This is a genomic window from Neisseria sp. P0016.S008 (assembly GCF_051957775.1).
Lineage (GTDB): Bacteria > Pseudomonadota > Gammaproteobacteria > Burkholderiales > Neisseriaceae > Neisseria > Neisseria flavescens_B.
The window spans coordinates 203341-227455 of record NZ_JBQCWB010000002.1 but is presented as its reverse complement, the minus strand read 5'-3'; the positions used below and the strand labels follow the sequence as shown (position 1 = coordinate 227455).

Sequence of the window (24115 nt, the reverse complement as noted above, 5' to 3'; positions counted from 1 at the left end):
CAGAGCGCAGGCCGTCTGAAAATTATTTATCCAACCCTTCCTGCACCATTTGCGCTGCGCGTATTACTGCGCGGGCTTTGTTCTGCGTTTCCTGCCATTCGGAGGTTGGGTCGGAGTCGGCAACTACGCCTGCGCCGCTTTGGACGAAGAGGGTATTGTTTTTAATCACGGCAGTGCGGATGGCAATGGCCAAGTCCATGTCGTTGTTGAAACTCCATACGCCGACTGCGCCGCCGTAGATGCCGCGTTTGCTCGGTTCGACTTCTTCGATGATTTCCATGGCGCGGACTTTTGGAGCGCCGGAAAGTGTGCCTGCCGGGAAGGTGGCGGCGAGGATGTCCATGTTGGTCATGCCGTCTTTCAGACGGCCTTCGACGTTGGAGACGATGTGCATCACATGGGAGTATTTTTCAATCACCATTTTGTCGGTGACTTTGACTTCGCCGGTTTTACTGATGCGGCCGACGTCGTTACGTCCTAAGTCAATCAACATGACGTGTTCGGCAATCTCTTTGGCATCGCTCAGCAGGTCTTGCTCGTTGGCAAGGTCTTCGGCTGGTGTTTTACCGCGCAGACGTGTGCCGGCGATAGGGCGGACGATGACATCGTCGCGTTCGCGGCGGACGAGGATTTCGGGCGAAGAGCCGACAATATGGAAATCGCCGAAATCGTAGTAGAACATATACGGCGATGGGTTCAGCGTACGCAGGGCGCGGTAGAGGGCAAGCGGATTGTCGGTAAATTCCATGCTCATGCGTTGGCTGGGAACAACCTGCATGCAGTCGCCTGCAGAGATGTAGTCTTTGATTTTGTTGACGCAGGCTTTGAAAGGTTCTTCTCCAAATTCGCTGACTGCTTGCGTCTGCTTGCTGCCGAGGGAAAGCGGGATGGCGCAACTTTGGCGTAGCTGGGTACGGATGTCTTCAAGACGTTCGCGCGCGTGTTCGTAGCCGTTGGCTTGAGAGGGATCGGCATAAACAATCAGGTAGATTTTGCCGCTTAGATTATCCACTACTGCAAGCTCTTGCGAGAGCATCAGGAGGATGTCGGGCGTACCGAGGGGATCGGCTTTGGCCGTATGTTTCAGGCGGTGGGCAAAATGTTCGAAATTGTAGATGGTTTCATAACCGAAATAGCCGACCAGGCCGCCGGTAAAGCGCGGCAGGCTTGGGATTTCTGGCGTTTTGAAGCGGTTGTGGAAGGCTTCGATAAAGGGCAGGGGATTGCCGTCGTGTTGTTCGACGATTTCGCCGTTTTGATATACATCGACATGTTTGCCGCTGGTTTTGAGATAGTGGCTGCAAGGCAGGCCGATAAAGGAATAGCGGCCGAAGCGTTCGCCACCGACAACGGATTCGAGCAGGTAGGTGAAAGGCTTGTTGGCAAGTTTGAGGTAGATTGAGAGCGGTGTGTCCAAGTCGGCAAGCAGCTCTTGAACGAGTGGAATGCGGTTGTAACCTTGTGCGGCTTGGGCTTGGTATTCTTGTTTGCTGATCATCTTGATAAGTCTTTCAGACGGCCTGTTTTAGGGTGTTAAATCGTGTGAAGAGTATAGCATTTTATTGGGATTGTTGACAGTCTGAGCGTTATGTCAGATATGGAAAACGCCGTCTGAAAAAGACGGCGCGAGGTATCAGGCAATGGTGTTGGAGATTTTGTTTTTCCGGCTTTGTTTCCACTTGAAGACATAAGCGGCAACAACGGGAATCAGGGCGATAATGGATTTGAATGTCCAGCCTGAATACCATGTGCCTTCGGGAACATCGCTTGCAAGCCAAGTGAAGTACGGCCACCAGCAGGCAACCAGGCTGCCGAGGAACAGTGGCCAAATATGACGGCTTAAGTTGCGTTGCCATAAAAGGAAACAGATGGCCGCCCAAACGAAAGTCAGTACGGTAATCAGGAGAATGGTGTAGGCATCTGAAATCAGGATGGCGGCAAAATAGTAGCTGAGTGCGACCCATAATAGGGCAAGTATCAAGACGATGATTTCTTCCGGGCGTTTAAACATATTTTCTCTCTTTTGTAAGACTGGCAATGCGTTAATACTATACCCTAAATAAGAAGCAATGATAAGAGTCTTTTCAGACGGCCTTGTAGTCGGGTTTGCTATAATGAGTGCAATCAATTTTTTAGAAAGGACAAATCATGACGGCAAACTTTCAAGAAATGCTGAAGGCTTTGGGCAAACAGGCGAAACAGGAAGCCGCGGAGCGGGAAGCCGAAGCGAAGGCTAAAAAGCAGGTAGAGGATGTGGATTTCAGCAAGGCAGTTGGTAAGGTTACGCCGTTAAAAAATGCCGGCAACTATTATGAACAGCCCCGTGATAAATCTCCGATCAAGCCGCGGCCTAAAGAAATGGCGACTTTGGAGCAGGAAGATTATTTTTATGTGGGCAGCGGCGGCTGGGAAGAACCGCCGGCTTCGTTCAGTAAAAATGGGCAGGGTAAAAATGATTTGATGCGTTTGCGAAACGGCCATTATCCTGTTGTGGCTGATGTAGATTTGCACGGCTATACGCAGGAAGAAGCGCAGCAGGTATTGAACGAGTTTATTGAGTTTACGAAAAAACGCGGCGTTTGCGGCGAGATTGTTCATGGCAGCGGCTTGGGTTCCGCAGGCTATAAACCGGTTTTAAAAAATATGACGCGCCGCTGGTTGATGCAGCATCCTGATGTGCTGGCTTATGTTGAGCCTCGACAAGGCAATGATGGCGCAGTCAGGATTTTGTTAAAACGCCAACGCCGAGACGATGATTGGAAACAGTAAAATAAAAAAAGCAGTGTCGATAAAATGACACTGCTTTTTTATGGTTGTCAGACTAAGAAGATTTCTTTTTGGAAACTGATTCGCAACCTTTGCCATTGGTCATTGTAGTTTTGGAATCTTTAGCAGAATTAATATCAGTGCATTTGTAAGCATTGCCCAAACTATCCATCCAAACAGAAAGGGTATAGCCTGTTTTGGTGGGTATGGCTTTCAAACGATAGGCTCGGCTTGTACTGGTATCAGTCATTTCGGCAGAGTATTCATATTTGTCTGCCAAATCTTTATGACCTTTATATGAGGAAATAAAGTCATCCAACTGAGTTTTAATCTCATCAGTTTTCCACTTTGGATTTTTAACCATCTGGGTTTTAAAAGCAGAATTGATGGCGACTAACTCGGCATGCGCTTGTGATTGGTAGCCGCGTTCAATGTAGCGGTTGTAAGACGGAATGGCAATGACGCTCAGGATGGCTAAGATGGCGATGGCAATCATCATCTCAACCAGCGTAAAGCCTAGTTGTTTGGTAGAGGTGGTATTCATTATATTATTCGCTGGCAACGTAAGACTGAAGGACGACTTGGGTATTGGCATTCTTACCCCATGCCTTGGCGGTAACTCGGTAGGTAATTCGACCCTCTGTTGTTTTACCCAAATATTCGATGATGTAGCGTGGATTATTTACGATGCCACTTTTTTTATCTAAAGGATATTCCGTACCATTGGCGTCAATACACAGGCTTTTGTCGCATTTGCGCTTCCAAGCATCTACGGTTGGGTTGCCTTCTTCAGTAAAATCGCCATTGGATTTGACGTTTGGTGTGGAACATAAACCTTTTTCACATTTTGCGGTAAAAGTAGTCTTTTTACCTTCAATATCAAAAATTTGATTTTCACCTTCACGCAGTGCCGCTTCGGCTAGGGTGGTTGCCAGTTTACGGTCGGCATCATTGGTGCTGATGCGCTGTTCGGTATTGTAGGATTGGGTGGCTGTGACCACGAGTAGGGCGATGACGACCATCATCATTAAGACGATAAACAAAGCATAGCCCTGCTGCCGCTCAGGTTTGATTAGAGTGATCGGTCGGCGCATACGTTTCCTCCGCGGATGGTGGCATTAATATTATAGATATCGACTTTATTGTCTTGTTCTTTTGATGGGTCAATACTGCCGTTATTCAGTACGATTTGGATAGAAGCCGGAGACTTGGCCTCAGCTGAGATATCCAATGCGTTTTTGTAATCAAATGATTCTGTATTCAATCCGCTGGCAGATGTATTTTCAGAATCAGGACATTCTGCATAGATATAGTGGATATCCATGGTTGTAATGCCTTTAATCAACAGCTGCGGATTACTCCATGAGCCATCATTTGATAATTGGAAACGGAATAAACCGCTCTCTTCGCCAAGTTCACCGACAGCGTAGGCAATCATTTCATGTTTCATAATGGCAATACTGCCGTCTTGATCAGAGTCGGTAATTTTTAAAGCCAATTTTGCCGCAGCCAAATCTTTAATTTCTGTGTGAGGTTTGGCAATACCGAAGCAGCTGCTGGCAATGGCAGTTTTTGCACCTGAGTCTGCTTTGTCGATACCGTATTGGAACAGCAAGGCTTTGCCAGTTTGAACAAAGCCGGTATAGCTTAATTTATTGATTTCTTTAACTGGTAACAGCTTATTAACACCGGCTGTTTTCAAGGCATATTCATCCGAGCTTTTGTCTTCTATCACTGCAGAGGCAGGAGAATTCGACATATTGAAGCAGCCGAAATTGCCTGCCATACGCGCATCACGGACAATCATATTGGCGGCATTGCGCAAATCTTGTTGGATACTGATACGGGTGTTGGCAGATTTGTTTAATCCGCGTGCAGTAAAGTAGGTGGAGCTAACAGCCATTAAGACGATCATGCTGAGCAGGCTGGCAACCAGAAATTCAAGAATACTGAAACCTCGCATCGCGGTTTTATTGGGAATATGGTTGAGTAAGCGTTTATTGTTCATTGTTAGTCTCTTACGCGTGATTGGTAGGTATAGACAACGTGATGCCCCGATGTGTTGAGATTTTTTGCGCTATTTTCTTCTTCAACATCTTGTAACCATAAAACTTTCACGATGGTTGTATCGCCTTTGCCATCGCATTTTGCGTTAAACCCATTTTCGTAAGTCGGCTCTGCACCGGAAGAATCTTTGCAGATGGTCGAGAAGACTTGGGCTTCGGGAAGGGCTTTGGCTAAATCAGCTTTAAACTGTGCAATTTGAGCCTGTGCAAGTTGGGCTTTGGTCATTTTGGCTTCAAATTTTGCAGTTTGTTTAGAGTCGGATTTTAGGTAGGCATCATAGGATTTTTTATAACGAGAGGTTTTTTCCCCTGCAGTATCGGTTTCTTCAGAAAGCGTCGGATTAATGAGCATGCCTTCAATCAGATTTTGCGTAATTTGGGCGACTGTGGTTTGATTTTCAGACTCACGTACGTTGGATACGGTACGCAATTGAACAGCCAGCAGGGCGAGTACGCCGATTGCAAGGACAAACATGGCAATCAAAACTTCAATCAGGGTCATACCTGATTGAAGTTTTGAGGTAAAGCTTGTTGAGCTCGTTTTCAGACGGCCTTTAAATGATCTGAGATGAGTAGGATTAGTAATGTTCATAAGATACCGTTGTTATTATTTGGAAGTGTATTCGCACATTTTGCGCTCATCATTTTTAGCACAGATTTCGACATGCCCATTGCCATTAATTAAAAGTACGGTAGCACGGGCTTTCTTGGTTTCAGCATCGGTGGCAGATTTATCTGTCAGGCTGATTTTGATGTGGCCGTCTGAAAATTGATAATCCTTGCCATTAGTTGAATGGCCAAATGTACCATTGGGCAGGAATCTCCACCAGACTTCTTTTGAAGCTGAAGCAGAAAGAGCAGAACGGTCGTTGCCGATAGGGATATAGTTGAAGCGGTATTCTACTTTGTCGGTATCCCCATTAAGAATAATGGAGCGGATGGATAAATCGACGGTATCGTTTTGATAGCGTAAGTCTTCGTTTTTATCGGCGTAGGCCAACATACCATTACCGGCATATTTGGAATCGCAACCATTATTGGGCGAGCCATCGGATTTGATTTTGACCGGGCAGATGTAAACGGGAAGATTGAGACGGACGGCCTCATTACGCGCGAAGCGCAGCAGATTGGCAATTTGCTCTGCTTGCGATGCCGCACGTCTGGAGGCAATCCATTGATTCATATTAGGAAGTGCGATGACGGCCATTACTGCTGCAATAGTAATGACGATCAGCAACTCAATTAGGGTGAAGCCTTTTTGTGTCTGATACATGAGTGATTTTTGGTAGTAATGTGTTGGGTAACTGACGTTTTCTCTTTTGCATTTGCTCGTGGCAATGCTTTTGCTTTTATTAGATTTATTTTAAACGATTTTGTAATGCGTGACTAATGAAATATGAAATTCGGTTAGTTTTTCGGACAATCTGTCTCAATCTTCCATCAACATAGATTCTGGAACATAGGCAGCATTATCAAATTTGGTAAATTGGCCCATCCAAGTGAGGAATACCTTCCCGACAGGGCCGTTACGGTGTTTGCCGATAATACATTCTGCCAAGCCTTTTGCGGGTGAATCTGAGTTGTAGTATTCGTCGCGATACATGAACATAATCAAGTCGGCATCTTGTTCGATTGCGCCGGATTCACGCAAGTCGGACATCATCGGCCGTTTGTCGGTACGTTGTTCAACCGTACGGCTCAACTGCGACAGGGCAATGACGGGAACTTGCAATTCTTTAGCCAATGCTTTGAGGGAGCGCGAAATTTCACCAAGCTCGGAAGCACGGTTGTCAGAACGGCCGGAGCCAGACATTAATTGCAGATAGTCGATGACGATCAAGCCCAATTTACCGTTGAACTGGCGTGCAAGACGACGGGCGCGAGCGCGGAGTTCGAGCGCAGTCAAACCCGGAGTTTCATCGATATACATGGGTGCATCGGAGAGTTTAACGACCGCTTCGTTCAGACGGCCCCAATGTTCGTCTTGCAATCTGCCGGTTTTTAAAACGCTTTGATCCAAACGTCCGACTGAACCCAGCATACGCATGACCAGCTGCGCACCGCCCATCTCCATCGAAAATACGGCGACAGGTAATTTTTTTTCTACGGCAACGTGTTCCGCAATATTGATAGAAAAGGCAGTTTTACCCATGGAAGGACGGCCTGCGACGATGATCAAATCACCCGGTTGGAGGCCTGATGTTTTTTTGTCGAGGTCGATAAAACCTGTCGATATGCCGGTTACTTCATCAGGATTGTCGCGTGAATAAAGCATATCGATGCGCTCGACTACTTCTTTCAAAAGGTCGGGCATCTCAAGGAAGCCTTGTTTGGATTTGGCGGTACTTTCGGCGATTTGGAATACTTTGTTTTCCGCCTCGTCCAAAAGCTGGCCTGCATCGCGCCCTTGCGGATTGTATGCATTGCGTGCAATTTCCGTGCCGACTTCGGCAAGCTGGCGCATGATGGAACGTTCGCGCACGATTTCGGCGTAGCGGCGGATATTGGCAGCAGACGGCGTGTTTTGCGCCAGCGTAATCAGATAGTTGAATCCGCCTGCCGCTTCCAATTCTTCATTGCGTTCCAAACTTTCTTGAACGGTAATGACGTCGGCAGGACGGCTTTCATTAATCAGGTTGGCAATCGCACGAAAAATCAGGCGGTGTTCGTGGCGGTAGAAATCCTCGCCGGAAACGACATCGGCAATACGGTCCCAAGCAGAATTTTCCAGCATCAGGCCGCCTAAGACGGATTGCTCCGCTTCTGTGGAATGTGGCGGCAGTGACAATGCGCTGATTTCACGGTCTTCAGACGGCATATCGGAATAATTGCTCATGAGGGGCATCTCTGGCTGGAAAATTGTAATCCACTATTATAGCGCAGTGTAAGTTCAATTGGTTTGTTTAGGCTAAAGCAGGTAAAATAGCAATGTTGTCGATTTGACAACACACTACCAAAATATAAATATCAATAATTAGGAGCATAAAAATGGAACACAAGCTGCCACAATTGCCTTATGAACTGGATGCGTTGTCCCCTCATCTGACCAAAGAAACTTTGGAGTTTCACTACGGCAAACACCATCAAACTTACATCACCAATTTGAACAATCAAATCAAAGGTACTGAGTTTGAAGAAATGCCTTTGGAAGAAATCGTGAAAAAATCTTCCGGCGGTATGTTCAACAACGCTGCCCAAACTTGGAACCACACTTTCTACTGGCTGGGCTTTACCCCTAAAGGTCAAGGCAAACCTGCTGGCGAATTGGCTGCGGCCATCGACGCCAAATGGGGCAGTTTCGAGAAATTCCAAGAAGCGTTCAATGCTTGCGCGGCCGGTACTTTCGGCTCCGGTTGGGCATGGTTGGTGAAAACACCTGCCGGTGAATTGGATCTGGTTTCTACTTCCAATGCAGGTACTCCGCTGACTACTGAAAACACTCCGCTGTTGACTTGCGACGTATGGGAACACGCCTACTACATCGACTACCGCAACAGTCGTCCTAACTACCTGAAAGGTTTCTGGGAAATCGTTAACTGGGATGAAGTTGCCAAACGCTTCGCCGCATAAAACGATATGAATGAAAAGGCCGTCTGAAAAATTTTCAGACGGCCTTTTTGTCGATATGGGCGTGATGAAATGGTTTAGATGAATGTTTTTTCTGTCTGATGCGCAAAATTATCATGGAGCAGAAAAAAAGGATAAACGGGAGATTATGCTAAAATATTGTCAACAATTTTTTGATTCCGCATGATATGGAATCAGCGTTTGACACATATAGACAAGAGGATTTTATGAAATTTCTAGACCGTGAGGCGACCATTGCCAAACCTGGCTTTAATCGTTGGCTGGTACCGCCCGCCGCTTTGGCCGTGCATCTTGCCATCGGGCAGATATACGCTTATTCCGTGTTCAATGCGCCGCTGACCAAGCTTATCGGTATCACTGAGTCGGCTGCAGGAGATTGGAAGTTGACCACGGTTGGTTGGATTTTTAGCATTGCCTTGGCGATGTTGGGCGCGTCAGCGGCTATGTTCGGTACTTGGATGGAACGTGTTGGGCCGCGTAAAGCAATGTTTGTTGCTGCCTGCTGCTTTAGCTTGGGCTTTTTTGTGTCGGCGATCGGCGTTCATACGCACAATCTGTTTTTGCTTTATTTGGGCAACGGTGTGATCGGCGGAGTTGGTTTGGGCTTGGGTTATATCGGGCCTGTATCGACACTGATGAAATGGTTTCCCGATAAACCGGGTATGGCGACAGGTTTGGCGATTATGGGTTTTGGCGGCGGCGCGATGTTGGCCTCGCCTTTATCTGTGTCGCTGATGAGTTTTTTCTCCAGTGAAACTTCGGTTGGCGTAGTACAGACGTTTGTTGTTTTGGGCGTTTTTTATTTGGTATTGATGATGTTTGGTGCATTTACCATCCGCATACCTGCCGATGGCTGGAAACCTAAAGGTTATGTTGCGCCGAAAATCAAAAATAAATTGGTCAGCAGTAATCACGTCAATGTTTCCGAAGCCATGAAGACGCCACAATTTTGGCTCTTGTTTTGGGTGTTATGCTTGAATGTAACGGCCGGTATCGGCGTTTTGGGTCAGGCTTCTGTCATGATTCAGGAGCTGTTTTCTGAAACTTCTGTCGGTAAACAGGCTGCCATTGGCGCGGGTGCGGCGGCGGGTTTTGTGAGTCTGTTGAGCCTGTTTAATATGGGCGGCCGCTTTTTGTGGTCCAGCGTGTCCGACAAAATCGGGCGTAAAAATACTTATACTATTTTCTTTGTGCTCGGTTCGCTGTTGTATTTCGCCATTCCGTCGATTGGCGAGAGCGGTAACAAGGCTTTGTTTGTTATTGGGTTCTGCGTCATTATTTCCATGTATGGCGGCGGTTTCGCAGCGATTCCGGCGTATTTGAAGGATTTGTTTGGCACTTATCAAGTCGGTGCAATCCACGGCAGGATTTTGCTGGCGTGGTCAACTGCGGCCGTTATTGGCCCGGTGTTGGTCAACTATATCCGCCAAAGCCAAATTGAAAGCGGTGTTCCGGCTGCCGAGGCTTATAGCATCACCATGTACATTATGGCAGGTTTGTTGATTGTCGGTTTGTTGTGTAATTTGAGTGTCCGTTCGGTTCACGAAAAGCATCACGAAAAAGACATTAAGGTCGCGGCACATAGCGGCAACCCCGATGATGAAACCGCTGTATCTGATGCCTATCTGATCAGCAAGAAAGTATCAGCAGGCGGTATCGGCGTATGGTGGCGCTGGGCTTTGGTCTGCATTCCTTTGGGCTATGGTGTCATTATGGTGTTTGTTAAAGCATTAAGTTTGTTTAATTGACTGTTGAAAATTAGAGGCCGTCTGAAAGTTTCAGACGGCCTTTTCAAATGTTAAACAATTAATCTTTTGATACGCTGATGGTATGTTTGATGTGTTTTAAATTCGCAACGATGGTAAAAGTCATCATCACCAGTAATGCCCATGAACTCCATTTGCTGATGTGTACCGATGCCCACGCGCCGATTTGGTTGGGATAGCGCCAAACGCCGAATAGGGTTCCCAAATTTTCCGCCAGCCAAATAAAAAATCCGATCAGGACGAAAGCGAGCAGGAGCGGCATTTTGCGAGTGGTGTCATAGGGCGTGTACAAGACCGTTGTCCGGGCGTATAGGCCGAGAGCAAAAGCAGCGAGATACCAGCGATAGTCGCCGATATAGTGATGGGTGAAGAAATTGATATAAATCGCCAGTGCGCACAAAGTGCCCAGCCAATATGGCGGATGGCTTTTGATTTTAAGGTCAAACAGCCTCCATGCTTGAATGATATAGCTGCCGACCGCAGCATACATAAAGCCCGCAAACAGCGGTACGCCGCCAATTTTGGTATAAGCCTCATCCGGATAGCTCCAAGATTGGATATCGCCTGATGTCTTGAACCACTCTAAAGCAAAGCCCACCAAGTGAAACAGCGTAATCGATTTCACTTCATCCCAAGTTTCCAGCTTGAAATACAGCATGGCTGCTTGTACGGAGACGGCAAAAATCAGCAGCAGGTCGTAGCGTGAAATTCCCAACCAGCCTGTTTTCGGAATAAGAAACATGGCAATGAAAAACAAGCCTGCAAATAAGCAGGCTCGCGCTTCTTTCAAACCGAAAAACCAAAATTCAACGATAAAGCGTCGCCAACCATGCAAATCCTTGCGTTTGGGATGCTCAGTCAGCCAAGTATCCAGTTTGCCCAACATATTTTCAGACGGCCTCTTAATCTTGAAAATGTTTTAGGCAGATTGAATCGGAATAATGCGGTTTTGCTTACGTTTTGCGCCACCCTCGCAGTAGTTGGTTTTGACATAATCTTCAACGATTTGTAAAAACTCAGCAGCGATATTGTCGCCTTTGAGGGTAACTTTCCGTTCGCCGTCTACATAAACCGGCGCAACCGGAGTTTCGCCTGTACCTGGCAGGCTGATACCGATATCGGCAAGCTTGCTTTCGCCCGGACCATTTACCACGCAACCCATTACAGCGACGTTCAATGATTCAACGCCTGGATATTCAGTGCGCCAAACAGCCATTTTTTGGCGTAAATAATTTTGTACGTCTTGAGCCAACTCTTGGAATACGGTACTGGTGGTACGGCCGCAACCCGGGCAGGCTGTAACCATTGGCGTAAAGGAGCGCAAGCCCATGGTTTGCAGGATTTCCTGACCGACAATGACTTCTTGTGTACGTGGGGAGCCGGGTTCGGGCGTTAGGGAAATTCGAATGGTGTCGCCGATGCCTTCTTGCAACAATACGGACAAAGCTGCGGTGGAAGCCACAATGCCCTTGCTGCCCATGCCTGCCTCAGTCAGACCGAGATGGAGCGGGTAACGGCAACGGCTACCTAATTCGCGGTAAACCTGAATCAAGTCTTGTACGGCGCTGACCTTGCACGACAAAATAATTTTGTCTTCAGGCAAGCCCAAAGCCACAGCTTTTTCTGCCGATTCCAGCGCAGAAACAATCAAAGCCTCTTTCATGATTTCTTCAGGCGGTTTCGGTGTGGCAGAAGCTAGGTTAGCATCCATCATGCGCTTGGCAAGGCTTTGATCAAGCGAACCCCAGTTTACACCGATGCGTACGGCTTTATTGTTTTCTGCGGCAGTACGGATCATAAAGGCAAATTTTTCATCGCCTTTTGCGCCTTTACCGACATTGCCCGGATTAATCCGATATTTGGCCAAGGCTTTGCCGCACTCAGGAAATTCAGCCAATAAGCGTTCGCCATTAAAATGGAAATCACCAATCAGGGGAGTGGTGTAGCCCATATCGTCTAAGCGGCTGCGGATTTCGGCTACTTTGGAAGCCGCTTCAGGAGTATTGACCGTGATGCGGACCATTTCAGAGCCGGCATCGCTCAATTCTTTGACCTGTTTGGCAGTTGCTGCGGCATCTGCCGTATCCGTATTGGTCATGGATTGAACAAGAACGGGTGCATCGGAGCCGATAATGAGGTGGTCAATTTTGACTTGATGTGTCTGACGGCGTTTAGGTGTGGTCATTTTAGTTTTTTCCTGCAACAAAAGAGGCGGATTTTTCACCGGCAACACGGTATTTCAAAGGTTCGATAGGTGTGCCGCCGTAATTGGCTTCCGAGCCGGCTGCAATACCGATCCAAACATTGTAAGGCGCGCCGCCTCTCAGACGTTGTTCGCTTCCGGCCGGAACGATACGGCTGAATACTACTTTTCCATCTTTGTCTGTAATGATCAGATTGCTTCGGTATTGAACTTTAATCCAAAGTTCGTCTTTCTCAACTTTGACGGCAGGCTTCTCTTCTTGTACGACGGCGGAAGCTGCTGAGGCAGCTTGATCATTAGTCACTTCAGGCTTATTGGTGATTTCTTTTTTGCCGTCTTCCGTCATTTCGCTAACGGCAACATTATCCGTTTTTAAGGCAGGCGTTTTCATCGTATCAGCAACATCTTTGCTGTTTTGAATATTTGCCTGTTCGTTTTCAAAACTGGATTTGCTTTGCCAAAAGTAAACGCCGCCTACAGCCAAAGCCAGTGCGGCTATCCCCAATATCCATTTTGGGAAACCTTGCTTTTCAGTGTCTTGATAGCTTAAGCCGACGTTGGTGCTGCGTGTTACCGCGTATACATGGTCTTCAAGTTGCGGAGTAATGGAGAGCAAATGTTTGGCGATGGTTTGTTCGTCGATTTTCAGAAATCGTGCATATGAACGCAGATAGCCTGAAACAAAGACTAAACCGGGAAAACCTGAATATTCCCCTTTTTCCAAAGCATCAATTTGTTCGGCAGACAGTTTCAAACGTGAAGCAACATCTTGAATATCGATTTTGGCATCAGTTCTGTGTTTGCGTAATTCATCCCCCAATGTTTTGGCGGCTTGTGTGTCGTAGTTGATTTTATCGTTATTTTCCATTTAGTGGCCTGTTGTGACAGTTTGTAGTTCGTCTGAATAGGGGAAGTTTGCCCTAAGTTGGGCTTCGTATTCGTATGCAGCGTGTTTATTGCCCAAGGCGGTAGCCAAACGCCAGCCTAAAAGCAAATCGTCAGCCTGCAGGACATCAACTTTGCTTTGGTATTGGCGGAAATAATAGTCGGCATCGTTCAGATTGCCTGCCATCATTTTGGTTCGGGCAAGTTCTTTGAAAGCAGGGAAGAATTGCGGATTCGCTGCCAAAGACCTTTCCAAATAGGCTTGGGCTAAAGAGTATTGGCCTAACCTTGCGCTGCAAATGCCTTTATTCATATTGGCAATAAAGGGGCTTGGGTAGGTTGGGTCGGCCAGTGCTTTGTCAAAATAAGCTAAAGATTCTGCTGGTGCATTCATTTGATTGCACAAGAACCAACCGTAGTTGTTGTTGACTTCCGCGCTATCAGGTTTTAAAGACAATGCTTTAAGAAAGCTTTCCTGAGCTTTGTCTTTGACCTTCAAATACTGATAAATCTCGGCGCGTACCAACCAAGCAAGGTCATTTTTTGAATTGAACTTAAGCGCCTCTTCGATACTTTCAGTAGCTTGGCGGTAGTTTTGGCCACGCATATATTCCACAGCCAGTTGGGTTTTGATATTAGAAACTTGAATGGCACGTTCTTTAGGGCTTGGGCCGGAAGAGGAAGCGCAGGCTGAAAGAGTCAGTGCGGTAAGTAAAGCGAATCCGAACTTGATTTTCATAATTAACCTTATTGTTCGACCAAAATCTGTTGCCATTTTTGTTGGCGGCGTGTTTTATCTTGTACTTGTCCGGCCAATTGTCCGCAAGCAGCGTCAATGTCGTCGCCGCGGGTTTTGCGGACAGTAACGACAAAGCCGGCTTGTTGTAGAATATCGCGGAAGACACGGATATTCTCGTTGGTAGAACGTTCGTAGCCGGAATTTGGGAAAGGGTTGAACGGAATCAGATTGAATTTGCACGGTACGTCTTTAACCAATTCAATCAATTCGCGCGCGTGTTGGGCCTTGTCGTTGATGCCGTCGAGCATAACGTATTCAAAGGTAATAAAGTCACGGGGGGCTTTGACCAGATAGCGTTGACAGGCCGCCATTAATTCTTTCAACGGATATTTCTTATTCAGCGGAACGATTTGATCGCGCACTTCGTCGTTGGAGGCGTGTAAAGATACGGCTAAAGCAACAGGCATAGCGTCGCGCAGTCTGTCCATTTGCGGAACCATGCCCGAAGTGGAAACGGTCACGCGGCGGCGGCTCAAGCCATAGCCGTGATCATCCAGCATAATGCTCAAAGCGGTAACAACATTATCAAAGTTTGCCATGGGTTCGCCCATACCCATCATCACCACGTTGGAGATAACGCGTTCATTTTTAGGGGTAACGCCCATGGCTTTATTGGCCCACCAAAGCTGGCCGATAATTTCGGCGGCGGTCAGGTTGCGGTTGAAACCTTGTCGTCCGGTAGAGCAGAAAGTGCATTCCAATGCGCAACCTACCTGGGAAGAGATGCATAAAGTGCCGCGTTCGGCTTCGGGAATGAAGACGGTTTCTACACCATTGCCCGTGCCGACATCCAGCAACCATTTGCGTGTGCCATCCGTAGATTCTTGTGTCATCATTAATTTAGGCACTTCAATTGTGGCTTGTTCATTCAGCTTGGCGCGCAATGATTTGGCCAAGTCAGTCATTTCTTCAAAGTTTTGTGCACCGGCTTGATGCATCCAACGCATGACTTGCTTGGCGCGGAAAGGTTTTTCACCCATTTCGGCAAAGTGTTGCGTCAGTCCGTTTAAATCGTAATTCAGTAGATTGGTTTTCATGTATTTTTATGTTTCTCAATAAAGCTTTTAAAGTAAAGAGGCTTATCGGTCAGCTTTGCTTTAAAAGCCTTTAGGGGGTTTCAGACGGCCTGTCATTTGCAGGGCATACAAAGCAGTTTTGCCGTCCGATATGGAATCGGACGGCCGTAAAGCGGCTACAGGCTTTTTGCTTTTATCTTGGGCAGATTTCGCTTTGGCTGAAGAAGTAGGCGATTTCAATCGCAGCGTTTTCCACGCTGTCAGAACCGTGCACAGCATTGACGCTGACAGATTCTGCAAAGTCGGCGCGGATTGTGCCTGGAGCGGCATCAGCCGGATTGGTTGCGCCCATCAATTCACGATTTTTAGCAACGGCGTTTTCACCTTCCAATACTTGAATCATGACGGGATTGCGTGTCATGAATTTAACTAAGTCTTCGTAAAAAGGGCGGTCTTTATGTACGGCATAAAACTCTTTTGCTTCGCGCTCAGACAGCTGTTTCATTTTTGCCGCAATAATGCGCAGGCCGTTTTCTTCAAAGCGGCTGTAAATCTTGCCGATGACGTTTTTTTCTACCGCATCGGGTTTGATGATGGAAATCGTACGTTCGATGGCCATATTATGTCCTTGTTTTTATTGAAAGGTAAGTTGTCGTAACCCAAAGGCAAGGGGAGTGTATTTTACCAAATTTCCCCCTTTTTGGGACAGGCATTATTTGCTTAAAGTCAGGTGTGGTTGTTCCAAATAGACTTCGGATTGCATTTCGATCATACGGCTGGCTGTACGGGTAAATTCTTCGGCGAAATCGCCTTCGACGTAAATATCGTTTACGCCAACAGCACTGGTAGCGCACAATTTCACGCGGAAATCGTATAAAACGTCAATTAACCATGTCAGACGGCGTGCTTCTGCTTTTTCTTGAGGGGTCAGGCGTTCCAATCCTGATAGAAAAACCATCTCGTAATGTTCGGCCAAATAAAGATAGTCGGCTTGTGAGCGCGGACCGAAACATAATGCACGGAAATCAAACCAGATAGCGCGTTCCGACTGGGCTTTATGAGGAATTTCCCGTCCATGAATAATGCTGATTCCCGGGTTTAATTCAGAGATTCCACTCATTTCTTTAAATAAAGCAGCCAATTTTTGCTCGTTTTCTTCATTATTGGGTACAAAGAAAATTTCGGCAGGGCGTAATGTGCGCAATCGGTAATCTTCGCCGCCATCTACATTTAAAACGGTCAGGTTAGATTCGATAAGGGCGATGGTTGGCAGAAAGCTGCTGCGGTTTTGGCCTTGAGGATAGAGTTCGGATGGAGCGTAGTTGGAAGTAGCCACCAAAACAACACCTTCGCTCAGCAGGTTTTCCAACAAACGGCCTAAAATCATTGCATCGGCAATGTCGCTGACGTGAAATTCATCAAAGCATAATACGCGTGTTTCTTTGGCAATTTCTGCTGCAACGGCTTTTAAAGGATTTGCTTCGCTCTTTAAAGCTTTCAGCCGTTGATGAATTTCGGCCATAAAGGCATGGAAATGCACGCGGCGCTTACGGCGATAAGGGAGGCAGCCAAAAAAAGCGTCCATCAGGAAACTTTTACCGCGTCCTACGCCGCCATAAAAATAGAGTCCTTTAGGTACTTGAGGGGAACGCAGGCTGCGGCCGAGAAAACGGTTGCGTTTGCGTTTGAACATCATCAGCTCGGTCCATAAGCGATCCAAATACTCAATGGCTCGTGCTTGTGCTTCGTCACGGATGAAGTTGGGTTGTTCGGCGGCGGCCTGATACCAAGTCAATGGGCTGTGGTTTTCAAATGGCGGTGGCGTAAATAGTTGGTCTCTATTGCTCATGTATAACCTTTATTATGTTTTGCTGGCGATAGTCGAAACATCTTCCGCAATAATTTGGACAGTAGTCGGAATGATGTTCTCATTACGGAATGGTCGGTCTATTATAAATGATTTCAGACGGCCTGCGTTTTTTGCAAAGGCTTTGTTGTCAATATAGTTGGAAAAGTGTGCGATTAAAGTGCAAGTAAAAAGGGCTGGCTTTAGTATTTTTTGAAAAAACAAAAAACGCCGCATTTCTGCGGCGTTTTGCTACTAAGTATTAATGAGCACTTTCTTGCAATGCCAAGTCTACACGCTCACGCAACTCTTTACCCGGTTTGAAGTGGGGAACATGTTTTTCAGGCACTTCCACACGTTCGCCGGTTTTAGGGTTGCGCCCGATACGGGCAGGGCGGTGGTTCAAGTCGAAGCTGCCGAAGCCGCGGATTTCGATACGTTGTCCACGAGCCAGTGAGCGGGTCATGGTATCAACCAAGACTTTTACACTGTATTCGACATCTTTAGCCAGCAGTTGGTTGCCATTTTTTTCGGCAAACACTTCTGCAAGGCGAACCATCAATTCAGACTTCGTCATGTCTGCAACCTTATTCTTGGTCGCCGGACAGTTTGGCTTTCAGCAAGTCGCCCAAGCTGGTAGTACCGGCATTGGCAGTTGCAGCGGCGTTAACTGAATTCAGCGCTTCGCGGTTTTCTTTAGCGTCTTTCGCTTTAACAGACAGACGGATGCTGCGGTTTTTACGGTCAACGGTAACGATAACGGCTTCAACTTCGTCGCCTTCTTTCAGTTTGGTAGTCAGGTCTTCAACGCGGTCAGCGGCGAATTCAGAAGCAGGCAGGTAGCCTTCAACTTCTTCAGACAGAGCAACTACGGCACCTTTGGCGTCAACAGATTTCACAGAACCTTTAACCAAAGAACCTTTGTCGTTTACGCTGATGAAGTTGCCGAACGGATCACCTTCAAGTTGTTTGATACCCAAAGAGATACGTTCTTTTTCAACGTCGATGGCCAATACAACGGCTTCAACTTCTTCGCCTTTTTTGTATTTGCGTACAGCTTCTTCGCCGGCTTCAGTCCAAGACAGGTCGGATAAGTGAACCAGGCCGTCGATGCCGCCAGGCAGGCCTACGAATACGCCGAAGTCGGTGATAGATTTAACTGCGCCGGAGATTTTGTCGCCTTTGTTGTGGTTGGCGGCAAACTCTTCCCAAGGGTTAGCTTGGCATTGTTTCATACCCAAAGAGATACGGCGGCGGTCTTCGTCGATTTCCAGGATCATGACTTCAACTTCGTCACCCAGTTGAACAACTTTGCTTGGGTGTACGTTTTTGTTGGTCCAATCCATTTCGGAAACGTGTACCAAGCCTTCGATGCCTTGTTCGATTTCAACGAATGCACCGTAGTCGGTCAGGTTGGATACTTTACCGAACAGGCGGGTACCTTGTGGGTAACGACGGGTCAGGCCGCTCCAAGGATCTTCGCCCAGTTGTTTCATACCCAGAGAAACACGTTGTTTGTCTTGGTCGAATTTCAGGACTTTGGCTTCTACTTCTTGACCAACTTCCAAAACTTCGCTTGGGTGTTTCACACGGCGCCATGCTAAGTCGGTGATGTGCAACAGACCATCGATGCCGCCCAAGTCAACGAACGCACCGTAATCGGTGATGTTTTTAACGATACCTTTGATAACTGAACCTTCTTGCAGGTTTTCCAGCAAGGCTTTGCGTTCTTCGCCCAAAGTAGCTTCCAGAACAGCGCGGCGGGACACAACAACGTTGTTGCGTTTTTTGTCCAGTTTGATCACTTTGAATTCAATTTCTTTGCCTTCGAAGTGAGAAGTGTCTTTTACAGGACGTACGTCAACCAAAGAACCCGGCAGGAATGCGCGGATGCTGTTGATCATAACAGTCAGACCGCCTTTGACTTTGCCATTGATAACGCCGGACAGGATGTCGCCGTTTTCCATAGCTTCTTCCAAAGCGATCCAGTCGGCAGCGCGTTTGGCTTTTTCGCGGGACAGTTTGGTTTCGCCGAAGCCGTTTTCAACAGATTCGATGGTAACGGTAACGAAATCGCCAACTTTAACTTCAATCTCGCCCTGAGCGTTTTTGAATTCAGCAACATCAATCAGAGATTCTGATTTCAGACCTGCGTTAACGGTAACGAAGTTTTGATCAATGCCGACTACTTCGGCAGTAATCACTTCACCTGGGTTCATCTCTTGCAGGGTAAAGCTTTCTTCCAGCAGCTGGGCAAAATTTTCCATAGTCATATATACTCTTTTCGGTACACCGCCAAGGGGTGCGGGTTAGGTTTGAAATGACCTGCCGTCCTTGGCGCGGCAGGTTGGGAAATGTTTTCAGACGGCCTTGTTAGAGGGTTAACAGGCCGTCTGAAATGAAAACTTCGCGATTATACTCCAAATTTTAAACTTTATGATACCAATCAAGCACTTTTTTTACAGCTTCTTCGATAGAAAGGTTATCAGTATCTAAAAGCAGGGCGTCGGGCAGCTGTTTCAACGGAGCAACAGGGCGGCGACGGTCTGCTTCGTCGCGCGCTTCAATGTCCGACAAAATGCGCTCGAATGCAACGCCTTCGCATGGGATACCGAGTTGCTTAGCACGACGTTGGGCGCGGACATTGGCACTCGCGGTCAGGAAAATTTTTAATGCGGCATCAGGGAAAATAACCGAGCCGATATCGCGGCCGTCGGCGACCAAACCTTTTTCGGTCAGGAAGTCGCGTTGGCGCTGCAAAAGGGCGGCACGCACTTTAGGCAACTGCGCGACAGCAGATGCGCCCATGCCGATTGCTTCGGTACGGATTTGCTCGGATACATCTTCGCCGTTTAATAATACGGCGCTACCTTCAAATTGTGCGGGCAAAGTTTCTGCCAGTGTGCTGACGGCGTCTTCATCTGACCAGGCAACATTTTGTTTTTGTGCGTAAAGCGCGGTCAGACGGTAAAGCGCACCGGAGTCTAGGTAAAGAAAACCCAAGGCTTCGGCTACGCGTGAGGCAACCGTCCCTTTGCCGGATGCGCTGGGGCCGTCGATGGCGATAACTTTTTGCTTGAGGCTCATGTGTTCTCCTGAATGCGATAGGTATTTGAATTAACCGTTTATTATACGTTGCTTTGGCCGTCTGAAAACGAAAATTTTTGTGTGATTCAGATTTGAGGGGAAAGCGGCTCGGCCTTATCGGGTATAATGGCCAAAACCATAATTTAACCGCTTTATCTGATTGTTCGGGCCGTCTGAAATAACGGGTCGGGAACGGTCTTAGAATTTAGAAACATTATGTTACAAACTGATAATCTTACTTCTGCACAACCTCAGCGCATTATCACTGCTCAAAATATTTCAGCTCAGGAAGAATTGCTTGAACGCGCTTTACGTCCGAAAACTTTAGACGACTATATCGGGCAGGATAAGGCAAAAGAGCAGTTGGCTATTTTTATTCAGGCGGCGAAAAAACGTGGCGAAGCGCTTGACCACACTTTGCTGTTTGGCCCTCCGGGTTTGGGCAAAACTACTTTGGCGCACATTATAGCCAAAGAGTTAGGCGTTAATTTGCGCCAAACCAGCGGCCCAGTTTTGGAACGTGCCGGCGACCTTGCAGCCTTGTTGACCAATCTCGAGCCGCATGATGTGCTGTTTATCGATGAAATCCACCGTTTAAGCCCTGTGGTTGAAGAAATCCTTTATCCTGCGCTTGAAGATTATCAGTTGGACATTATGATAGGCGAAGGGCCGGCCGCGCGTTCGGTCAAAATTGATTTGCCGCCGTTTACATTGGTAGGTGCGACGACCCGTGCCGGTATGCTGACCAATCCTTTGCGCGACCGTTTCGGTATCGTATCCCGATTAGAGTTTTATCAAAACAAAGATTTGGCGACTATTGTTGCCCGTTCTGCCCAGTTGTTGCAGTTGGATATGGGCGACGAGGGCGCGATGGAAGTGGCCAAGCGCAGCCGCGGTACGCCGCGTATTGCCAACCGCCTTTTGCGACGTGTACGCGATTATGCCGATGTGAAAAACAACGGTGTCATTGATGCGGAAATTGCCGATGCTGCCTTGAGTATGCTGGATGTGGACGGGCAAGGTTTGGATGTGATGGATAGGAAATTCCTTGAGGCGATTCTGCACAAGTTCAGCGGCGGTCCTGTGGGTTTGGAAAACGTGGCTGCTGCGATTGGTGAATCAACCGATACCATCGAAGATGTGATTGAACCATATCTGATTCAGCAGGGCTTTTTGCAGCGTACACCGCGCGGACGCGTAGCAACCGAAAGAGCCTATCTGCATTTTGGTTTGAAGGTTCAAGAATAATGATGAAGGCCGTCTGAAAACCGCTTTCAGACGGCCTGATACTTTCAATTTCATATGATTGTCGGCAAATATCTGCCGATAATCGGTTAAAATGTCTCCCTTTTCTTTTTTGAAGTTTCCCCATGAATATCTTATCCGTAGAAAATGCTTCTTTTGCCGTCGGCCACGTCGCCTTGCTCGACAAAACTTCTTTTCAACTCGACAGCGGCGAGAAAATCGGTTTAATCGGTCGTAATGGTGCGGGTAAGTCTTCGTTTTTAAAAATCCTCGCTGGTGTACAAAAGCTCGATGACGGGCAGATTATTGTTCAAAACAACCTCAAAATCGTTTATGTATCGCAGGAATCTTTTTTTGATAAGGACGCAACCGTATTTGATACCGTTGCCGAAGGTTTGGGCGAAATTCGCGATTTATTGCGCCGTTATCATCATGTCAGCCATGAGTTGGAAAATGGTTCGAGTGAGGCTTTGTTGAAAGAGCTCAACGAATTGCAACTTGAAATCGAAGCGAAGGACGGCTGGAAACTGGATGCGGCAGTCAAGCAGACTTTGGGGGAACTTGGTTTGCCGGAAAACGAAAAAATCGGCAACCTCTCCGGCGGTCAGAAAAAGCGTGTCGCTTTGGCGCAGGCTTGGGTGCAAAAGCCTGACGTATTGCTGCTGGATGAACCGACCAACCATTTGGACATCGACGCGATTATCTGGCTGGAAAACCTGCTCAAAGCTTTTGAAGGCAGCCTGGTTGTGATTACCCACGACCGCCGTTTTTTGGATAATATCGCCACGCGCATCGTCGAACTCGACCGCGGCATTCTGCGCTCCTATCCCGGCTCGTTCTCCAAATACAGCGAGAAAAAAGCGCAAGAGTTGGCAGTCGAGGCGGAACATAACCGCCTGTTTGACAAATTCCATGCACAGGAAGAAGCATGGATACGCAAAGGCATCGAAGCGCGCCGTACCCGCAACGAAGGCCGCGTGCGCCGTTTGGAAGAGCTGCGCCGCCAGCGCGCCGAACGCCGCAATGTACAAGGGCAGGTCAACTTTAAGCTCGATAGCGGCGAAAAAAGCGGCAAAATCATCGCCGAATTGGAACATGCTTCGTTTGCCTATGGCGACAAAGTCATCATGGACAAATTCTCCGCCATTTTGCAGCGCGGAGACAAAATCGGCTTAATCGGTCCAAACGGCATCGGCAAAACTACTTTCCTCAAGCTGATTTTGGGCGAATTGCAGCCGACCTACGGCAGAATCCGTATTGGCAGTAAGCAGGAAGTTGCCTATTTTGACCAGTTCCGCAGCGCGTTGAATGAAAATGACACCGTGTTTTACACGCTCGGACAGGGCAATGATTACGTTGAAATCGGCGGCAAGAAAAAACACGTCATGAGCTATCTGGAAGATTTCCTGTTCCATCCTGCCCGTGCGCAAAGCCCCGTCTCATCGCTGTCCGGCGGCGAACGTAACCGCCTTCTGCTTGCAAAACTCTTTACCCGTCCTGCCAATATCCTGGTTTTGGACGAACCGACCAACGACTTGGACATCGACACCCAAGAGCTGCTCGAAGACCTGCTGCGCGATTACCAAGGCACGGTATTCCTCGTCTCGCACGACCGTATGTTCCTTGATAACGTGATTACCCAAAGCATTGTTTTCGAAGGACAAGGCCGTCTGAAAGAATACATCGGCGGCTATCAGGACTATATCGACGCAAAATCGCGGGAAGATAAAATTCAGACGGCCTCGGCGCCTAAAGCGGTTGCTGAGCCTGAGAAAGTCAAACCCAAAGCCAACCGTACGGTCAAACTTTCCTATAAAGAACAGCGTGAACTCGATGTCCTGCCTGATGAAATCGCCGCTTTGGAAACCGAACAGGCTGAAATCAATACCCAGCTTTCCGATCCTGAAATTTTCAAAGATTATGAAAAAGCAGGTGCACTGCAAAGCAGAGCTGAAGAAATCGAGATGTCACTTTTGGAAAAGCTGGAACGCTGGGAATGGCTGGAAGCGAAACAAAATGGCGAAGCGGTTTAAATTGGGAATTTTGTCCCAAAGTAGGGCAGGTATTTTTCTAAATCATGCCGTCTGAACCCCGAATATTCAAAAACAAGGTCTACAACCAACATGAAAAAAGTCGAGAAAAACGTATTGGTGCTGCATAGCGCTAAGGAAATGTTTGAGCTGGTGGACAAAGTTGAGGACTATCCAAAATTTTTGCCGTGGTACAGTAAGACCGAAGTCATCGAACGCAAAGGCAATGAGCTAAAAGCGCGCCTGTTTATGGACTATATGCGCGTCAAGCAGTCGTTTGCGACGCACAACCACAATATCCCGGGGCAGGAAATCCGCATGGATTTGCTCGAAGGGCCGTTTAAAACCCTGCGCGGCACTTGGAAATTTATCGATTTGGGCGATGATATGTGCAAAGTCGAATTCAGATTAGAATACGATTTCTCAAATGCCGTACTCTCTGCCATGATTTCCCCAGTGTTCGGCCATCTCGCCGGTACGCTGGTGGATGCTTTTATTAAAGAGGCCGACCACCGCTATGCTTGAAATTGAAATTGTTTACGGACTGGCCGATAGGCAAGTGTTGAAGAGCATGACCGTTGCCGAAGGTACAACCGTACGAGAAGCTGCCTTGAAAAGCGGTTTGGAGGTAGAGTTCCCAGAGTTGGATTTACAGCAAGCGCCTTTGGGTATTTTCGGCAAGGCAGTGAAAGACGAGACTATGTTGCGCGATGGCGATCGGATTGAGGTTTATCGTCCATTGTTGATTGATCCTAAAGAAGCGAGACGTAAACGCGCCGGGCAAGAATAAATCAAAGGCCGTCTGAAACTTTTTCAGA

General features: G+C 47.5%; 25 protein-coding genes. 7 read left to right on the top strand and 18 right to left on the bottom strand.

Annotated features, from left to right (window positions below):
* Nucleotides 1–22: 22 nt before the first annotated feature.
* Both trpE and ACTHS8_RS03325 read right to left on the bottom strand, forming a co-directional pair.
* Nucleotides 23–1498 carry an anthranilate synthase component I gene (trpE, locus tag ACTHS8_RS03330; RefSeq protein ID WP_440372967.1) on the bottom strand — a complete coding sequence of 492 codons (1476 nt, stop codon included), beginning with the start codon at nucleotides 1496–1498 and terminating at the stop codon, nucleotides 23–25.
* A 135-nt stretch (nucleotides 1499–1633) separates the two neighbouring features.
* Nucleotides 1634–2011: a hypothetical protein gene (locus ACTHS8_RS03325; RefSeq protein ID WP_250579626.1), complete on the bottom strand. Its 378-nt coding sequence runs from the start codon at nucleotides 2009–2011 to the stop codon at nucleotides 1634–1636.
* 137 nt (nucleotides 2012–2148) lie between these two features.
* Here ACTHS8_RS03325 and ACTHS8_RS03320 point away from each other — a divergent pair, with 137 nt between their 5' ends.
* Nucleotides 2149–2769 carry a Smr/MutS family protein gene (locus tag ACTHS8_RS03320; RefSeq protein ID WP_440372966.1) on the top strand — a complete coding sequence of 207 codons (621 nt, stop codon included), beginning with the start codon at nucleotides 2149–2151 and terminating at the stop codon, nucleotides 2767–2769.
* 52 nt (nucleotides 2770–2821) lie between these two features.
* Here ACTHS8_RS03320 and ACTHS8_RS03315 read toward each other — a convergent pair whose 3' ends face one another.
* The 6 genes from ACTHS8_RS03315 to dnaB form a co-directional block, all read right to left on the bottom strand.
* Nucleotides 2822–3310, bottom strand: coding sequence for a PilX family type IV pilin (locus ACTHS8_RS03315; RefSeq protein WP_311457967.1), 489 nt, complete (start codon nucleotides 3308–3310; stop codon nucleotides 2822–2824).
* Nucleotides 3311–3314: 4 nt separating this feature from the next.
* Complete coding sequence (locus ACTHS8_RS03310) at nucleotides 3315–3860, bottom strand: pilus assembly PilX family protein (protein WP_250589841.1); 546 nt, start codon at nucleotides 3858–3860, stop codon at nucleotides 3315–3317.
* The gene (locus tag ACTHS8_RS03305) at nucleotides 3839–4774 is read right to left on the bottom strand and encodes a PilW family protein (protein ID WP_440372965.1); all 936 of its coding nucleotides are present in this window, start codon (nucleotides 4772–4774) and stop codon (nucleotides 3839–3841) included. Before ACTHS8_RS03305 ends, ACTHS8_RS03310 begins: the two co-directional genes overlap by 22 nt.
* A 2-nt stretch (nucleotides 4775–4776) precedes the next feature.
* A complete protein-coding gene (gene pilV / locus ACTHS8_RS03300) occupies nucleotides 4777–5424 on the bottom strand; it encodes a type IV pilus modification protein PilV (RefSeq protein ID WP_440372964.1) in 648 nt (215 codons plus the stop codon).
* Between the two features lie 15 nt (nucleotides 5425–5439).
* On the bottom strand, nucleotides 5440–6105 hold the full coding sequence (locus ACTHS8_RS03295) for a GspH/FimT family pseudopilin (RefSeq protein WP_440372963.1): 666 nt from the start codon (nucleotides 6103–6105) through the stop codon (nucleotides 5440–5442).
* Between the two features lie 156 nt (nucleotides 6106–6261).
* Nucleotides 6262–7668: a replicative DNA helicase gene (gene dnaB, locus ACTHS8_RS03290; RefSeq protein ID WP_440372962.1), complete on the bottom strand. Its 1407-nt coding sequence runs from the start codon at nucleotides 7666–7668 to the stop codon at nucleotides 6262–6264.
* Between the two features lie 152 nt (nucleotides 7669–7820).
* On the opposite strand from dnaB, the gene ACTHS8_RS03285 reads away from it, so the two are divergent.
* Together ACTHS8_RS03285 and ACTHS8_RS03280 are read left to right on the top strand one after the other, a co-directional pair.
* The gene (locus ACTHS8_RS03285; RefSeq protein ID WP_003683473.1) at nucleotides 7821–8402 is read left to right on the top strand and encodes a superoxide dismutase; all 582 of its coding nucleotides are present in this window, start codon (nucleotides 7821–7823) and stop codon (nucleotides 8400–8402) included.
* Nucleotides 8403–8626: 224 nt separating this feature from the next.
* On the top strand, nucleotides 8627–10168 hold the full coding sequence (locus ACTHS8_RS03280) for an L-lactate MFS transporter (protein WP_188209531.1): 1542 nt from the start codon (nucleotides 8627–8629) through the stop codon (nucleotides 10166–10168).
* Nucleotides 10169–10226: 58 nt separating this feature from the next.
* Here ACTHS8_RS03280 and ACTHS8_RS03275 read toward each other — a convergent pair whose 3' ends face one another.
* The 10 genes from ACTHS8_RS03275 to cmk all read right to left on the bottom strand — a co-directional run bounded on the left by ACTHS8_RS03275 (nucleotide 10227) and on the right by cmk (nucleotide 20022).
* Complete coding sequence (locus tag ACTHS8_RS03275) at nucleotides 10227–11072, bottom strand: DUF817 domain-containing protein (protein ID WP_070734801.1); 846 nt, start codon at nucleotides 11070–11072, stop codon at nucleotides 10227–10229.
* Between the two features lie 33 nt (nucleotides 11073–11105).
* Entirely contained in the window at nucleotides 11106–12371 is a 1266-nt protein-coding gene (gene ispG / locus ACTHS8_RS03270) for a flavodoxin-dependent (E)-4-hydroxy-3-methylbut-2-enyl-diphosphate synthase (RefSeq protein ID WP_440372961.1), read from the bottom strand.
* Between the two features lies 1 nt (nucleotide 12372).
* Nucleotides 12373–13257, bottom strand: a complete 885-nt coding sequence (locus ACTHS8_RS03265; protein ID WP_440372960.1) for a helix-turn-helix domain-containing protein — start codon at nucleotides 13255–13257, stop codon at nucleotides 12373–12375.
* The gene (gene pilW, locus ACTHS8_RS03260) at nucleotides 13258–14013 is read right to left on the bottom strand and encodes a type IV pilus biogenesis/stability protein PilW (RefSeq protein WP_070748823.1); all 756 of its coding nucleotides are present in this window, start codon (nucleotides 14011–14013) and stop codon (nucleotides 13258–13260) included. It lies immediately after the preceding gene.
* 8 nt (nucleotides 14014–14021) lie between these two features.
* The gene (rlmN, locus tag ACTHS8_RS03255) at nucleotides 14022–15110 is read right to left on the bottom strand and encodes a 23S rRNA (adenine(2503)-C(2))-methyltransferase RlmN (protein ID WP_440372959.1); all 1089 of its coding nucleotides are present in this window, start codon (nucleotides 15108–15110) and stop codon (nucleotides 14022–14024) included.
* A 172-nt stretch (nucleotides 15111–15282) separates the two neighbouring features.
* Nucleotides 15283–15708, bottom strand: coding sequence for a nucleoside-diphosphate kinase (gene ndk / locus ACTHS8_RS03250; RefSeq protein WP_440372958.1), 426 nt, complete (start codon nucleotides 15706–15708; stop codon nucleotides 15283–15285).
* Between the two features lie 93 nt (nucleotides 15709–15801).
* Nucleotides 15802–16938, bottom strand: a complete 1137-nt coding sequence (gene zapE, locus ACTHS8_RS03245) for a cell division protein ZapE (protein WP_254344594.1) — start codon at nucleotides 16936–16938, stop codon at nucleotides 15802–15804.
* Nucleotides 16939–17197: 259 nt separating this feature from the next.
* Nucleotides 17198–17512: an integration host factor subunit beta gene (locus tag ACTHS8_RS03240; RefSeq protein WP_003678992.1), complete on the bottom strand. Its 315-nt coding sequence runs from the start codon at nucleotides 17510–17512 to the stop codon at nucleotides 17198–17200.
* Nucleotides 17513–17522: 10 nt separating this feature from the next.
* Nucleotides 17523–19208, bottom strand: coding sequence for a 30S ribosomal protein S1 (gene rpsA / locus ACTHS8_RS03235; RefSeq protein ID WP_003678994.1), 1686 nt, complete (start codon nucleotides 19206–19208; stop codon nucleotides 17523–17525).
* Between the two features lie 154 nt (nucleotides 19209–19362).
* Nucleotides 19363–20022 (bottom strand): (d)CMP kinase, encoded by a 660-nt coding sequence (gene cmk, locus ACTHS8_RS03230; RefSeq protein WP_188209537.1) that lies wholly within the window; start codon nucleotides 20020–20022, stop codon nucleotides 19363–19365.
* A 216-nt stretch (nucleotides 20023–20238) separates the two neighbouring features.
* Between cmk and ruvB the strand changes: the two genes are divergently transcribed.
* From ruvB to ACTHS8_RS03210, 4 genes are all read left to right on the top strand, one after another.
* Nucleotides 20239–21270, top strand: a complete 1032-nt coding sequence (gene ruvB, locus ACTHS8_RS03225) for a Holliday junction branch migration DNA helicase RuvB (RefSeq protein WP_039862144.1) — start codon at nucleotides 20239–20241, stop codon at nucleotides 21268–21270.
* 122 nt (nucleotides 21271–21392) lie between these two features.
* A complete protein-coding gene (locus tag ACTHS8_RS03220) occupies nucleotides 21393–23300 on the top strand; it encodes an ATP-binding cassette domain-containing protein (protein WP_440372957.1) in 1908 nt (635 codons plus the stop codon).
* A 90-nt stretch (nucleotides 23301–23390) separates the two neighbouring features.
* A complete protein-coding gene (locus ACTHS8_RS03215; protein WP_314597127.1) occupies nucleotides 23391–23822 on the top strand; it encodes a type II toxin-antitoxin system RatA family toxin in 432 nt (143 codons plus the stop codon).
* On the top strand, nucleotides 23815–24087 hold the full coding sequence (locus tag ACTHS8_RS03210; RefSeq protein ID WP_440372956.1) for an RnfH family protein: 273 nt from the start codon (nucleotides 23815–23817) through the stop codon (nucleotides 24085–24087). Before ACTHS8_RS03215 ends, ACTHS8_RS03210 begins: the two co-directional genes overlap by 8 nt.
* The last annotated feature ends 28 nt before the right edge of the window (nucleotides 24088–24115 follow it).